This window comes from Ureibacillus sp. MALMAid1270, from assembly GCF_049202975.1.
GTDB lineage: Bacteria > Bacillota > Bacilli > Bacillales_A > Planococcaceae > Ureibacillus.
The window spans coordinates 1-14929 of sequence record NZ_JBMIRP010000096.1 but is presented as its reverse complement, the minus strand read 5'-3'; the positions used below and the strand labels follow the sequence as shown (position 1 = coordinate 14929).

The window sequence follows — 14929 nt, the reverse complement described above, 5'->3', positions numbered from 1 at the left end:
CCCAACATATATTTAAAACTGAATATTCTGTAATCATTTGTTTTAATAATATATATCAAAATTTTCGTTGATTATATGATTTCCGTATGTTTTACTATTACTAGTAACATATTTGTGGTTTTTTTACCCTGAAATATGAATATTCGTATTAATTTTTTAATAATCATTCGTGTTTTAAGAAAAAAACATTTATTAAATATTATTAAAATCCATGTTATTCAATTGAAAGTCATGGTAAACTGTTGTTAATATTTAAGAGTAGAAATATCTACTCGCTGTATTACAACTACTAAAAGTAAGCCTAAAATGTTTAAAGTGAACTTTCTCAGGTTAATCTGCCTTTAGTAGAAATTGAAAAGAGGTAAGAAAAGTGAAAATAGCCATTTCTTCTGATCATGGTGGTAATAATTTAAGAAAAGAAATTATGGATCTTTTAGATGAGCTTCAAATTCAGTATGAAGATTTCGGTCCAAAAACAACAGATTCAGTAGACTATCCAGACTATGCAAAGCCAGTAGCAGAAGCTGTTGCAACTGGAAAAGCAGATCGTGGAATACTGATTTGTGGTACTGGTATTGGGATGTCAATTGCTGCCAATAAAGTTAAAGGCATTCGTTGTGCATTAGTGCATGATGTGTTTAGTGCAAAAGCTACAAGATGTCATAACGATTCAAATATTATAGCACTGGGTGAACGAGTTATTGGCCCAGGTTTAGCACGTGAAATTGTAAAAACATGGTTAAACACAGACTTTGAAGGTGGACGTCATACACGTCGAGTAGAAAAAATTTCAGAGCTTGAAGGATAAGTTTAAAAATCCCAGGTCCATACAAAAACTCATAGTCAAAGAGACGTATGGGACCTGGTATTTATAGAAGGGTAAGTGTGTAAATTGGCAACTTTAGACCATATTCAAAATCAATTAGCACAGCTTCTTACAGAGCTAGAGCAACAAACAGAATTCAAACCAAAGCAACTTTTTGTTGTTGGCTGTTCAACATCAGAAGTCATTGGTTCAAAAATTGGGACTGCAGGAGCAATGGAAGTAGCTGAAGTTCTATATAAAGAATTCGAAAAATTTGCACAAAGAAATGACTTATACTTAGCGTTTCAAGGTTGCGAACATATTAACCGTGCATTAACACTTGAATATGAAGCGGCAGAAAGATTTGGTTATGAACCAGTTACTGTAAAACCGGTTAAACATGCTGGTGGATCAATGTCTGCCTATGCTTTTTCACAGTTACAACAACCTGTCGTTGTAGAGCATATTCGCGCTCACGCTGGTATTGATATTGGTCAAACTCTTATTGGAATGCATTTAAAAGAAGTTGCTATCCCAATTAGAACAACTGTTAAACAGATTGGTGAAGCAATTGTAACTGTTGCAAAAACTCGTCCAAAGTTAATCGGTGGACCAAGAGCTATTTACGAATAGATAAATTAATTATTGCCAGGTACTCAAACAATTCAGATGAGTCGGAGTTGTTTGAGTGCCTGGCACCAATATAAAAAATAGTAGAGGGAGTTTTGAAAAATGGCTTATGAGAAATTAGCAGTACAAGACAAAGCTGTACTTGAAGGGATTTTAGCGGAAAAGAAACGTCAACAATCGAATATCGAGTTAATTGCGTCTGAAAACTTTGTTTCTGAAGCAGTAATGGAAGCACAAGGATCTGTGCTAACTAACAAGTACGCTGAGGGTTATCCTGGTAAGCGTTACTATGGTGGTTGTGAACATGTAGACGTAGTTGAAGATATCGCTCGTGATCGTGTAAAACAATTATTCGGAGCTAAATTTGCTAACGTACAACCTCACTCTGGTGCACAAGCTAACATGGCAGTATATTATACATTATTACAACCAGGTGATACTGTTCTAGGTATGAATCTTTCTCATGGTGGTCACTTAACACACGGTTCTCCTGTAAACTTCTCAGGTGTTCAATATAATTTCGTAGAATACGGTGTTACCAAAGATACTAATGTAATAGATTACGAAGATGTACGTGCTAAAGCATTAGAACATAAACCAAAACTAATCGTTGCTGGTGCTTCTGCATACCCACGTGTAATCGACTTTGCAAAATTCCGTGAAATTGCAGATGAAATTGGTGCTTACCTCATGGTTGATATGGCTCACATTGCTGGTCTTGTAGCAACAGGTGAACATCCATCACCAGTACCTTACGCTCATTTCACAACATCAACAACACATAAAACATTACGTGGTCCACGTGGTGGATTAATTTTAACAAATGATGAAGAACTAGCTAAAAAAATCGATAAAGCAGTTTTCCCTGGTATTCAAGGTGGACCATTAATGCATGTCATCGCTGCAAAAGCAGTAGCATTTGGTGAAGCATTACAACCTGAATTCAAAGAATATGCAATTCAAATTAAAGCGAACGCTAAATCTTTAGCAGAAACTTTAACTGAAGAAGGTTTAAAAATCGTATCAGGTGGTACTGACAATCACTTATTATTAGTAAACGTTAAATCAGTTGGTTTAACTGGTAAAGTAGCCGAACACGTTCTTGATGAAGTAGGGATTACATGTAACAAAAATACAATCCCTTACGATGAAGAAAAACCATTCGTAACATCTGGTATCCGACTTGGTACAGCAGCTGTAACTAGCCGCGGATTTAAAGAAGAAGATTTAAGAGAAGTTGGTTTAATCATTGCAAAACTTCTTAAAAATCCAGAAGATGAAGCTACGAAAAAAGAATGTGCAGATCGAGTAAAAGCTCTTACTGATAAATATCCATTATACGCATAATTCTAGCAATTAATTGATAGGGTAACGCAAAGATGATCAAGACGATCTCTTTGCGATACCCTATTTTCATTTAGTAAGTATTACTAAATTACTGATACATAATACATATTTACTTAATGTGCCCAAAAAAGGTAAAATGTTCTTTACTAATATTAAGTAAATGGAGGGGAAATAGATGATACAGCAATTGGACAAAAGTAAAATTCCCCTCTTTCAATCAGTGAAGCTTCTTGGGGAACAGTCCAAAAAGGGTTATATCATTCTAGAAGTGGTTCGTAATAAACTTTCCATTCTAGATGTAAATGACCTCTTTTGTCAGATGACTGGGTTTCAAAAAGAAGAATTAATAAATAAGCAAACAGATGATTTACTATTTTCGTATGAAAATAATAAGAATTTGAAAACGTTTGAAGAAAATATCCATAATGGTGAACTAACTAAGGTAGATATATTATTAAACAACAAAAAAGGCATGCCATCATTAGTAGATGTCCTGTCGATTCCCTTTTTAGATGAAAATAAAGATAGTTTACTAACATTGTTAATCTTTGATAATTACTCACAATATCATTTAGAACAAATAATACATTATATAGAAGAAAAAATTTACACTGCCATTGAACATGAGAGCACGCTGTTCAAAAAATTGCAGATCATATGTAAAGGATTAGATGAAGTATTCCAATTTAAAACATTTACAACTATCTTCATTAAAGAAGATGAAAACAATAGTATGTTGCAAATGGTATCATCACAAAACAATGGACAAATCCATCCAATTCTTATACAAAGAAAAGCTGAAATTGAATATTATAAACAATTTATTGAAACACGAGAGTCCTATTTACTTAAAGCAACTTATAACGTTAAAGTCCATGAACTTCATAAAGAAATTGTTGCGAAACATGAATTATCAAAGTGTTTAATCATCCCTATAAGAAATCATGCGAATCATGGGATTGGTGTGATCTTTATGTATTTTGACGGGGTAATCTCACAAGATGGAATCGTTTATAAAGAATTTTTACATAAAATCAATAATTTAATTTCGTTAGCTTACATATACGAACAAAAATTAAAGGAAATCTATTTCCTTGCTTATAATGACGTTCCAATTGGAATACCAAATCGTCTAGGTTTTATGGAGAAATTAAGAGAACTTGAAGAGCGACAAATATTTGGCTTAATACATATTATTGAACCAACTGAGTTTTCGGAAATTGTAGAGTTATATGGTCGTGACGCAGGGGATGAATTACTAAAACAATTGTGCAGGAAAATGAATATGTTGAGAAGAAGAGAAGAAGATGTCATCGGACGCTTTTCTAGTTCTAAAATTATATCGTTTACTAGTCATGTTGTTGGTGAAAAAATTCCGGATTTTGAAGCAATCATGGATATTTTAGTTGAGACCCCATTTATTATTCAAAACAATCCAGTATACATTACGTTGAAAAATGGGATGTCTCCATTTAATGAAAAAGTTTCGTATAATGATGCGATTCGTTTTGCTGAAAATGCATTTAGAATAGCGAAAAGTAGAGCAGGAAATGTAGCTATTCAATATAAAAAAGAAATGGATGCGAATATAAATCAGCATTTGCTTATTAGTAGCCATTTAACTGAAGCAGTGAAAAATAAAGAAATTCAAGTTTATTTTCAGCCGAAAGTCAATATGCATAACCGTTCAATTAATAGCATTGAAGCATTAGCTAGATGGAATTCACCTGTGCTTGGGTTTATTTCACCGCAAGATTTTATGCCAGTAGCAGAAAAAAAGGGGTTAATAAGGGATATTGATTTACAAGTAATTGAACAAGTTCTGCAATGGTTTCAGAGTAGAGAGAGTAAAGGTTTAAATATTGTACCGGTTGCGGTAAATATTTCACCAGAACATTTCTACCATCCTAAGTTTGTAGAGCAGTTAGTTGGATTAGTGAGAAAGTATAATGCAAATCCGTCTAATATTATTATTGAAATTACGGAAAATATGAGTCTTGTGGATTTGGCAAAGGCGAGACAAATTATTAATGAGTTAAATGCAAAAGGGTTTAGTACAAGCGTTGATGACTTTGGTATGGGATATTCTTCACTGAACTATTTGCAAGAACTACCTATTTCAGAATTGAAAATTGATCGTAATTTCACGATGAAACTTCAGGATTCTGGAACTTATGCCATTGTTAAGGCAATAATTGATATTGCACATGCACTTAATATTACTACCGTAGCAGAAGGAGTAGAAACAGAAGAACAGGCTCGTCTACTTCAAACACTTGGTTGTCATACGGGACAAGGGTATTTATTCCATAAGCCCCTACCTTTAGAAGAATTTCAGCAGAAAATCGAATGATTACCGATAGGTGTGGCATATTTGGTTTGGTCACACCTTTTTATTTTGCTTAAGGGAATTCGTAATATTAACATTGATAAATTGTTGTAATAATTGTGTCGGATTCTGTACTTTAGCGTAGCATACATTTTTGTTATACTTAGTTAGATTAACAACAGATAGGAGAGATCCCAATGGGTAAAGTTTATGTATTTGATCACCCTTTAATCCAGCATAAGTTAACGTATATTCGTGATAAAAATACTGGAACAAAAGAATTTAGAGAATTAGTTGATGAGGTCGGCACACTTATGGCATTCGAAATCACACGTGATATGCCACTAGAGGAAATCGAAATCGAAACGCCAATTCAAAGAGCTAAAACAAAAGTATTATCAGGAAAAAAATTAGCGATTGTTCCTATCTTACGTGCAGGTCTTGGAATGGTTGAAGGTGTTTTAAAACTTATACCAGCTGCAAAAGTTGGACATGTAGGCTTGTATCGTGACCCTGAAACATTAAAACCCGTTGAATATTATGTGAAACTTCCTGCGGATGTAGAAGAACGTGAATTCATCGTAGTTGACCCGATGCTTGCTACTGGGGGCTCTGCTGTTGAAGCAATTAACGCACTAAAAAAACGCGGTGCGAAAAATATTAAGTTTATGTGCTTAATTGCTGCTCCAGAAGGTGTTGAAGTAATTCAAGAAGCACACCCAGATGTAGATATTTACATCGCTGCACTAGATGAAAAATTAAATGACCATGGCTATATTATTCCTGGATTAGGTGACGCAGGAGATCGTTTATTTGGAACGAAATAAGTGATTCCACAAATTTAGTTAAAGTTGCTTAATTCAAAATGATTTAATAGTTTAGAACGAACACAAGAAACGCGTCCTTATTGATATAAAGGGCGCTTTCTCTGTAAAATAATAAGGTGGTGCATTCTGTTATGAGTAAAAAGTGGAAAGTAATGACCATTTTCGGAACAAGACCTGAAGCCATTAAAATGGCACCTCTTGTATTAGAACTAGAAAAACATACAGAAACAATCGAATCTATCGTTGCTGTAACTGCGCAACATCGTCAAATGTTAGACCAAGTATTAGAAACTTTCGAAATTACTCCAAACTATGATTTAAACATCATGAAAGATCGCCAAACACTAATTGACGTTACAACAAATGCATTACGTGGGCTCGATGAAGTTATGAAAGAAGCAAAGCCAGATATCGTACTTGTTCATGGCGATACATCAACTACTTTTGTAGGAAGTTTAGCAGCATTTTATAATCAAATTGCAATCGGCCATGTTGAGGCGGGATTAAGAACGGGCAATAAGTATTCTCCTTATCCAGAAGAAATGAATCGACAGTTAACAGGTGTTCTTGCGGATCTGCATTTTGCTCCTACAGAACAATCTAAACAAAATCTACTTAAAGAAAACAAAAACCCTGATACAATTTTTGTTACTGGAAATACTGCAATAGATGCCCTTAAAACTACGGTTCGTGAACAATATAATCATCCAGTGCTAGATAAAATTGGAAATGATCGAATGATTTTGTTAACTGCTCACCGTCGTGAAAATTTAGGTGAACCTATGAGAAATATGTTCCGTGCTATCAAGCGGTTACTTTCGGAGCATGATGACTTACAAGTGGTGTATCCAGTTCATTTAAATCCAGCAGTACGTGAAGTAGCTGATGAAATTTTAGGAAATGACGATCGTATTCATTTAATCGAACCATTAGAAGTTTTAGATTTCCACAACTTTGCAGCAAGATCATATATGATATTAACTGATTCTGGTGGGGTGCAAGAAGAGGCTCCTTCTTTAGGTAAACCAGTACTTGTATTACGTGACACAACGGAACGCCCTGAAGGAATAGCTGCGGGGACTTTAAAACTTGCGGGTACAGATGAAGAAACGATTTATTCTATGGCGAAAGAACTAATCGAGGATTCAGCTGCATATGAAAAGATGGCACATGCTTCTAATCCATATGGAGATGGATTTGCATCGCGTAGAATTGTTGAAGCATTGATTAAGTTCTTTAAGAAAAGCAAATAATACTAATCAATGCCAAATTTTTGCGACAAAATTCAACATCTTTCAAAATTTAAAAGTCAACATTCAGTCATGAATTTGTCAACAATTTGACAATCTTTTGTAAGTTGTGAAGTTTTTCACCTGAACCGATTGACATCATTTTTTCGCTATTGTATGCTTACAAAGGGTAAGTGTGATAAGGGTTTTGCAAGGTCAAATGGCCTGAAAACACTTGTTATATTAAGTTTCTACTAGATTGGCAGTTAAAACCATTAAATGTCAATTTGCAACGTCATCAAGCGTATAAATACTAATGTTTTTGTTTACAAAAATCTCAAAAATATAGGATTATTTGTGAAATCGTGAAATTTCGACATAAACGAGAGGATCGGTTGCCTAATTGATGATTTTTATGTAAACGCGTTCACTTGATGTCTGTAAGTGGTTACCAATACCATGTTTACTCGAAAAATTATTCAGGAGATATACGCCAATGCTAGATTTGCATCACATTTTCACTATGCAGAAGAAAGCTTTATTTTTTTTGTTTGCTCTCTGTGCATTAGGGTGGGGATTTACTCCGTACGGATCAATCTTTCTAGGAATAGGTATCGGTGCATTCTTTGGTACGTATAACTTTTGGATATTAGTTCGACGGATGGACAAGTTTGATCGGAACTTTAGCGAAGGAAAACGTACAGCTTCAATTGGTACAGCTTTACGCTTTGGATCAGGTGTTGCAGCAGTAGCTATCGCAATTTCGTTGCCCGAATATTTCCACTTAATTAGCACAGTAATAGGGCTAATGATTCCATACGTAATCCTAATTATAGGGGCTATCGTATATTTAGTTAAAAATAAGTAGTGCAATGGAAAGTGAGGTGAAATGCAGTAATGGGTCATGGAGCTCCAACGTTTGAACTTGGCTTCTTAACATTTAACTTATCTACAGTTCTTATGTTAATTATTACAGCAGCTATCGTATTTATTATCGCAGTTGTTGCCACTCGAAATTTAAAGTTAAAACCAACTGGTATGCAAAACTTTTTCGAATGGATTATGGACTTTGTTAAAGGAATTATCAATAGTAACATGGATTGGAAAACAGGTGGACGTTTCCACATCTTAGGTATTACGCTTATCATGTTTATCGCAGTTGCAAACCTTTTAGGGTTACCTTTCTCTGGTATTACAATTAAAGGTGAACTATGGTGGAAATCACCAACAGCTGATCCAGTTGTAACAATGACATTAGCGACAATGGTTACAGTACTTGCGACATACTATGGTATTCGAATGAGAGGAACTGGACATTATTTAAAAACATTTGTTCAACCAATGTCATTCTTGTTGCCACTTAAAATTATTGAAGAATTTGCAAACACTTTAACATTAGGTCTACGTCTTTACGGTAACATTTACGCTGGGGAAATCTTACTTGGATTACTTGCAGGTCTTGCAGGTTCAGGTTTAGTAGGTTTCTTTGGTGCAATTATTCCAATGATGGCATGGCAAGGGTTCTCAATCTTTATCGGATTTATCCAAGCATTCATCTTTACAATGTTAACAATGGTTTATCTTTCTCACAAAGTGAGTGCAGACCATTAATTATAAAAGCTTTTAGTGTAATACATTAATATGCTTTAAAACAAAAAATACAAACAATCCAAGGAGGATTTTATCAATGGTAGGTTCAGTAGGTTTATTAGCAGCAGCAATCGCAATCGGTTTAGCAGCACTAGGTGCAGGTATTGGTAACGGTTTAATCGTATCACGTACAGTAGAAGGGATCGCTCGTCAACCAGAAGCTCGTGGTCCACTTCAAACTACAATGTTCATCGGGGTTGCGTTAGTAGAAGCATTACCGATCATCGCAGTAGTAGTAGCATTCATCGTAATGAACCAATAATGGTTGAAATTGTCTTATAAGAATGGCGAAGATCATTCAATTTAGATACTTCGCCATTCCTTTTCTTGAAAAAAGACGTATGTGTTTTTTAGTATTTTGAAATTGAAAGCAAAGTGAATTTTTAAAATAGAATGGCGTCTTATCTTAGGAACTAGCTTATTTTATCAAGTTAACTAAGTATACATATTGGCGCTAAAGTATCCAAGCTCTTGAAGGGAGTGAAACAATCGTGGGTTTAAATAATTTTGTACTACTAGCTGAGGCCGGGCATGATGAACTATTTAATGGCGGTGACGTATTAGCAACACTTGTTATTTTCATCGTTTTAATGGTACTTCTTAAAAAGTTCGCATGGGGTCCTTTAATGGGCATCATGAAACAACGTGAAGAATTAGTTGCAAGCGAAATCGACGCAGCTGAAAACGCACGTAAAGAAGCAGCTAAAGTTTTAGAAGAACAAAAAGCATTATTAAAAGAAGCTCGTACTGAAGCACAATCAATTATTGAAAGTGCGAAGAAACAAGGCGATACACAACGTGAAGAAATTATTTCAGCTGCACGTGAAGAAGCAAATCGCTTAAAAGAGTCTGCAGTTCGTGAAATCGAAACTGAGAAAGAAAAAGCAATCCTTGCTGTACGTGAAGAAGTTGTATCACTATCAGTTCTTGCTGCTTCTAAAGTTCTTGGCAAAGAAATTTCTGAAGAAGACAATAGCGCTCTAATTAAAGAAACGATTGCGAAGGCGGGCGAAGCGAAATGAGTAGATCCCAAGTAGCAAAGCGTTATGCTGAGGCTCTATTTCAATTAGCTTTAGAAAAAAAAGCTCTTGCAGAAGTAAGTAGTGACCTGAAGGAATTAGTAAAAGTAATTGATACAAACCCAGAGTTACTTTCATTACTAGCTAATCCAAAGTTCTCTATTGAACGTAAAAAACAAATCGTTGCAGAAATTTTCTCTAATGCTCACAAAATTGTAGTAAACACTCTAGAACTTCTAATCGAAAAGAAAAGAGTTAATGAACTAACAAATGTAGCAGAAGAGTTTCAAGTATTAGCTGCTGATGCTGAAGGTGCAGCAGACGCAAAAGTATATTCAACTCGTGCTTTAACTGATGCAGAGATTCAAGAAATCTCTACTGCATTTGCAGCTCGTGTTGGTAAAGTGAAATTAAACATAACAAACGAAATCGATCCTTCACTATTAGGTGGAGTACGCGTTCAAATCGGCAACTACATTTTTGATAATACTGTAGCTAGCAAGCTAGAGGGATTAAAACGTACGTTAGTTGGTTAATAAAAGAAATGTGAGAGGTGACATTCATGGGCATCAAGGCTGAAGAAATCAGCGTGCTGATAAAAAAGCAGATTGAAAATTACCAATCTGAATTAGAAGTAAGCGAAGTTGGTACGGTAATCACTGTCGGTGACGGTATCGCTCGTGCTCATGGCCTCGACAACGTCATGGCTGGAGAGCTACTTGAGTTCTCTAACGGTGTTATGGGTATGGCTCAAAACTTAGAAGATGGTAACGTTGGTATCATTATTCTTGGTAACTACCTAGGCATCAAAGAAGGCGATGAAGTTCGTCGTACAGGTCGTATCATGGAAGTACCAGTTGGTGAAGAACTAATTGGTCGTGTAGTAAACCCACTAGGTCAACCAGTGGATGGACAAGGTCCTATCAATACTACAAAATCTCGTCCAATCGAAAGCCCAGCTTTCGGCGTAATGGCTCGTAAATCAGTTCATGAACCATTACAAACAGGTATTAAAGCGATTGACGCATTAGTTCCAATCGGACGCGGACAACGTGAGTTAATCATCGGTGACCGTCAAGTTGGTAAAACTTCGATCGCAATCGATACAATCCTTAACCAAGCTGACCAAAACATGATTTGTATCTACGTTGCAATTGGTCAAAAAGAATCTACAGTTCGTGGTGTAGTTGAAACACTTCGTAAACACGGAGCTCTTGACTACTCAATCGTTGTAACTGCATCTGCTTCTCAACCAGCTCCATTATTATACCTAGCTCCTTATGCTGGTGTATCTATGGCTGAAGAGTTCATGTTACAAGGTAAACATGTATTAATCGTATACGATGATTTATCTAAACAAGCGGCAGCTTACCGTGAGCTTTCATTATTATTACGTCGTCCTCCAGGTCGTGAAGCTTACCCAGGTGACGTATTCTACTTACACAGCCGTCTATTAGAGCGTGCTGCGAAATTAAACGAAACTTACAAAAATGGTTCGATTACAGCTCTTCCATTCGTTGAGACACAAGCTGGGGATATCTCTGCATACATCCCAACAAACGTTATCTCAATCACTGATGGACAAATTTTCTTACAATCAGACTTATTCCACTCAGGTGTACGTCCAGCGATTAACGCCGGTTTATCAGTATCACGTGTAGGTGGATCTGCTCAAATTAAAGCGATGAAAAAAGTAGCTGGTACACTACGTCTTGACTTAGCTGCATACCGTGAGCTTGAAGCATTCGCACAATTTGGTTCTGACTTAGATAAAGCAACTCTTGCAAAACTTGAGCGTGGTAAACGTACAGTTGAAGTTCTTAAACAAGACTTAAACAAACCAATTAAAGTTGAAAAGCAAGTAACAATCCTTTATGCATTAACTAAAGGTTTCTTAGATGATATTCCAGTTCAAGATATCACACGTTTTGAAGCTGAACTATACAGCTGGTTAGATGTAAACCACACAAATATTTTAGATCATATTCGTACGACTAAAGAACTTCCATCTGATGCAGAAATGGCAGCTGCTCTAAACGAATTTAAAAAGACTTTTGCAGTATCAGAACAAGCTTAATAGTACATTGTGATTAAAAATTAAAAGGTGGTGAAATACCGGTGGCAAACTTACGTGAGGTCAAAAATCGTATTAATTCTACGAAGAAAACTAAAGCGATGACTAAAGCGATGCAAATGGTTTCTGCTTCTAAGAAAACACGTGCTGAGCAAAATGCAAAAAGTTATGTACCTTACATGGAGAAAGTTCAAGATGTTGTAGCGGCAATAGCTTCAGGTACAACGGATGCAACACATCCAATGTTAACTTCTCGTCCTGTTAAGAAAACGGGCTATATCATTATTACTTCTGACCGTGGACTAGCAGGGGCATATAACTCAAGTGTTATTCGTGGATTAGTAAATACGTTAAATGAACGTCATAAGTCTAAAGATGAGTATGTCATTTTAGCGATTGGTCGTGTTGGTAAAGATTACTTCACTAAACGTGGTTTCAACGTTGTTGATAGTGTAATCGGCCTTCCAGACCAACCTGCATTCTCAGACGTAAAAGCAATCGCTCGTAAAGCTGTTGGTATGTTCGCTGATGGTACATATGACGAATTGTATATGTACTATAACCACTATATCAGTGTTATTTCACAAGAAGTTACTGAGAAAAAGGTATTACCAATTACTGATTTAGCACCAGCTTCTGAAGGTGTAACTGCTTCTTATGAATTCGATCCAAGTGCGGAGGCAATTTTAGAAGTATTATTACCACAGTATGCAGAAAGCTTAGTTTTCGGTGCAATTTTAGATGGTAAAGCAAGTGAACATGCTGCTCGTATGACAGCGATGAAAGCTGCAACAGACAACGCAGACGAATTAATCAAATCATTAGATCTTTTATATAACCGTGCACGTCAAGCGGCTATTACACAAGAAATTACAGAAATAGTTGGTGGAGCTGCAGCCTTAGAATAGGCTGTGCTTCCCAATTTCGTTAAAGGTTAAGGTGAAATCGATTCGATTTTACTACATACCAAACTCGATAGGAGGGCACACAGAAATGAACATAGGACACGTTAGCCAAGTAATGGGTCCAGTTGTTGACGTAAAATTCAGCAACGGCCAATTACCAGCAATCTATAACGCGTTAACAGTTAAGATTGAACGTCCAAACGAAGAAGCTGTAACTTTAACGTTAGAAGTAGCTATTCATTTAGGTGACGATTCTGTCCGCACAATTGCCATGTCATCTACTGACGGTTTAAAACGTGGAGCAGAAGTTACAGATACAGGAAAACCAATTTCTGTACCAGTTGGTGACGTAACTTTAGGACGTGTATTCAACGTACTAGGTGAAGTTATTGACCTTGGTGAAGAAATACCAACATCAGCTCGTCGTGATGCAATTCACCGCGAAGCTCCAAAATATGAAGAATTATCAACAAAAGTTGAAATTCTTGAAACAGGTATTAAAGTAGTAGACTTATTAGCTCCATATATTAAAGGTGGTAAAGTAGGTCTATTCGGTGGTGCCGGTGTAGGTAAAACAGTATTAATCCAAGAATTAATTAACAACATCGCTCAAGGTCACGGTGGTATTTCCGTATTCGCTGGTGTAGGTGAACGTACTCGTGAAGGTAACGACTTATTCCACGAAATGAGCGACTCAGGTGTTATTAGTAAAACATCAATGGTATTCGGTCAAATGAACGAGCCACCTGGTGCACGTATGCGTGTTGCTTTAACAGGTCTTACAATGGCTGAATACTTCCGTGATGAACAAGGTCAAGACGTACTTTTATTCATCGACAACATCTTCCGTTTCACTCAAGCAGGTTCTGAGGTATCAGCGTTATTAGGTCGTATGCCTTCTGCCGTAGGTTACCAACCAACTCTTGCAACTGAAATGGGTATTTTACAAGAACGTATCACATCAACAAACAAAGGATCTGTTACATCTATCCAAGCGATCTATGTACCAGCCGATGACTATACTGACCCAGCTCCAGCTACAACTTTCGCTCACTTAGATGCAACAACTAACTTAGAGCGTAAATTATCTGAGATGGGTATCTACCCTGCGGTGGATCCATTAGCATCAACTTCACGTGCATTATCACCTGAAATCGTTGGTGAAGAACACTATGCAGTAGCTCGTGGTGTACAATCTACATTACAACGCTACCGTGAATTACAAGATATCATCGCTATCTTAGGTATGGATGAGTTATCTGACGAAGATAAGAAAACAGTTGAACGTGCTCGTCGTATTCAATTCTTCTTATCTCAAAACTTCCACGTTGCAGAACAATTCACTGGTCAAAAAGGTTCATTCGTACAAGTAAAAGATACTGTACGTAGCTTCAAAGAAATTCTTGAAGGTAAATATGACCACTTACCAGAAGATGCTTTCCGTTTAGTTGGTAGCATTGAAGAAGTTGTTGAAAAAGCTAAAGCTATGGGCGTAGAGGTATAATATTAGGGACGAGGAGGAAAAAATATGAAGACAGTACAAGTCAATATTGTCACTCCCGACGGCCCAGTATACGATTCTGAAGTAGCAATGGTCATTGCTAAAACGGTATCAGGGGAAATAGGGGTCCTTCCTGGCCACATTCCTTTAGTTGCTCCACTTGCAATCGGTGGTGTGCAATTAAAAAACGCTGACGGTAAAAGTGATTACGTTGCTGTTAGTGGTGGTTTCATTGAAGTACGTCCTGATAAAATCTCGATTTTGGCTCCTTCTGCTGAAGTAGCTTCTTCAATCGATTTAGCTCGTGCCCAAGAGGCAAAAGCTCGTGCAGAAGAACGCTTAAAAGGTAAAAAAGACGAAATCGATTTCCAACGTGCTGAATTAGCATTAAAACGTGCCATCAATCGTATCAACGTTCATGAGGGTAATGTGTAATAGAACTAACAAATGCGGACAGAATTAACTGTCCGCTTTTTTTGTGCGACGGGCAGTCGCACCATGTGCAACTACTGCACAGGATGAACTGTTAAAGGTTGGAGGATGTTACCGCGGTAATAACAACTCCCGAATCCCAGAAGGTTCATCATCTAGAAGGTGAAAGTCCTTCCTTCGG

The 14929-nt window shown here is 36.6% G+C and carries 15 protein-coding genes; all 15 read left to right on the top strand.

Going from position 1 to position 14929, the window contains the following annotated elements; genetic code table 11:
* Nucleotides 1–370: 370 nt before the first annotated feature.
* The 15 genes from rpiB (at nt 371) to ACOQFO_RS14840 (ending at nt 14751) form a co-directional block, all read left to right on the top strand.
* On the top strand, nt 371–808 hold the full coding sequence (gene rpiB / locus ACOQFO_RS14910) for a ribose 5-phosphate isomerase B (protein ID WP_421690462.1): 438 nt from the start codon (nt 371–373) through the stop codon (nt 806–808).
* 84 nt (nt 809–892) lie between these two features.
* Nucleotides 893–1438, top strand: coding sequence for a TIGR01440 family protein (locus ACOQFO_RS14905; protein ID WP_421690461.1), 546 nt, complete (start codon nt 893–895; stop codon nt 1436–1438).
* 99 nt (nt 1439–1537) lie between these two features.
* Complete coding sequence (gene glyA, locus ACOQFO_RS14900; RefSeq protein ID WP_421690460.1) at nt 1538–2782, top strand: serine hydroxymethyltransferase; 1245 nt, start codon at nt 1538–1540, stop codon at nt 2780–2782.
* A gap of 175 nt (nt 2783–2957) precedes the next feature.
* Nucleotides 2958–5135: an EAL domain-containing protein gene (locus ACOQFO_RS14895; protein WP_421690459.1), complete on the top strand. Its 2178-nt coding sequence runs from the start codon at nt 2958–2960 to the stop codon at nt 5133–5135.
* A gap of 173 nt (nt 5136–5308) precedes the next feature.
* Nucleotides 5309–5938 (top strand): uracil phosphoribosyltransferase, encoded by a 630-nt coding sequence (gene upp / locus ACOQFO_RS14890; protein ID WP_421690458.1) that lies wholly within the window; start codon nt 5309–5311, stop codon nt 5936–5938.
* Between the two features lie 131 nt (nt 5939–6069).
* Nucleotides 6070–7191, top strand: coding sequence for a non-hydrolyzing UDP-N-acetylglucosamine 2-epimerase (wecB, locus tag ACOQFO_RS14885; RefSeq protein WP_421690457.1), 1122 nt, complete (start codon nt 6070–6072; stop codon nt 7189–7191).
* 472 nt (nt 7192–7663) lie between these two features.
* A complete protein-coding gene (locus ACOQFO_RS14880; RefSeq protein ID WP_421690456.1) occupies nt 7664–8035 on the top strand; it encodes an ATP synthase subunit I in 372 nt (123 codons plus the stop codon).
* A 29-nt stretch (nt 8036–8064) separates the two neighbouring features.
* Entirely contained in the window at nt 8065–8778 is a 714-nt protein-coding gene (gene atpB, locus ACOQFO_RS14875; RefSeq protein WP_421690455.1) for a F0F1 ATP synthase subunit A, read from the top strand.
* 76 nt (nt 8779–8854) lie between these two features.
* Entirely contained in the window at nt 8855–9079 is a 225-nt protein-coding gene (gene atpE / locus ACOQFO_RS14870; RefSeq protein ID WP_421690454.1) for a F0F1 ATP synthase subunit C, read from the top strand.
* Between the two features lie 229 nt (nt 9080–9308).
* Nucleotides 9309–9839, top strand: a complete 531-nt coding sequence (gene atpF / locus ACOQFO_RS14865) for a F0F1 ATP synthase subunit B (protein ID WP_421690453.1) — start codon at nt 9309–9311, stop codon at nt 9837–9839.
* The gene (locus ACOQFO_RS14860) at nt 9836–10372 is read left to right on the top strand and encodes a F0F1 ATP synthase subunit delta (protein ID WP_421690452.1); all 537 of its coding nucleotides are present in this window, start codon (nt 9836–9838) and stop codon (nt 10370–10372) included. Before atpF ends, ACOQFO_RS14860 begins: the two co-directional genes overlap by 4 nt.
* A gap of 26 nt (nt 10373–10398) precedes the next feature.
* The gene (gene atpA, locus ACOQFO_RS14855) at nt 10399–11913 is read left to right on the top strand and encodes a F0F1 ATP synthase subunit alpha (RefSeq protein WP_421690451.1); all 1515 of its coding nucleotides are present in this window, start codon (nt 10399–10401) and stop codon (nt 11911–11913) included.
* 41 nt (nt 11914–11954) lie between these two features.
* Nucleotides 11955–12818, top strand: a complete 864-nt coding sequence (gene atpG / locus ACOQFO_RS14850; RefSeq protein ID WP_421690450.1) for an ATP synthase F1 subunit gamma — start codon at nt 11955–11957, stop codon at nt 12816–12818.
* 85 nt (nt 12819–12903) lie between these two features.
* On the top strand, nt 12904–14319 hold the full coding sequence (atpD, locus tag ACOQFO_RS14845) for a F0F1 ATP synthase subunit beta (protein ID WP_421690449.1): 1416 nt from the start codon (nt 12904–12906) through the stop codon (nt 14317–14319).
* Between the two features lie 24 nt (nt 14320–14343).
* Entirely contained in the window at nt 14344–14751 is a 408-nt protein-coding gene (locus ACOQFO_RS14840; protein ID WP_421690448.1) for a F0F1 ATP synthase subunit epsilon, read from the top strand.
* Nucleotides 14752–14929: the final 178 nt, after the last annotated feature.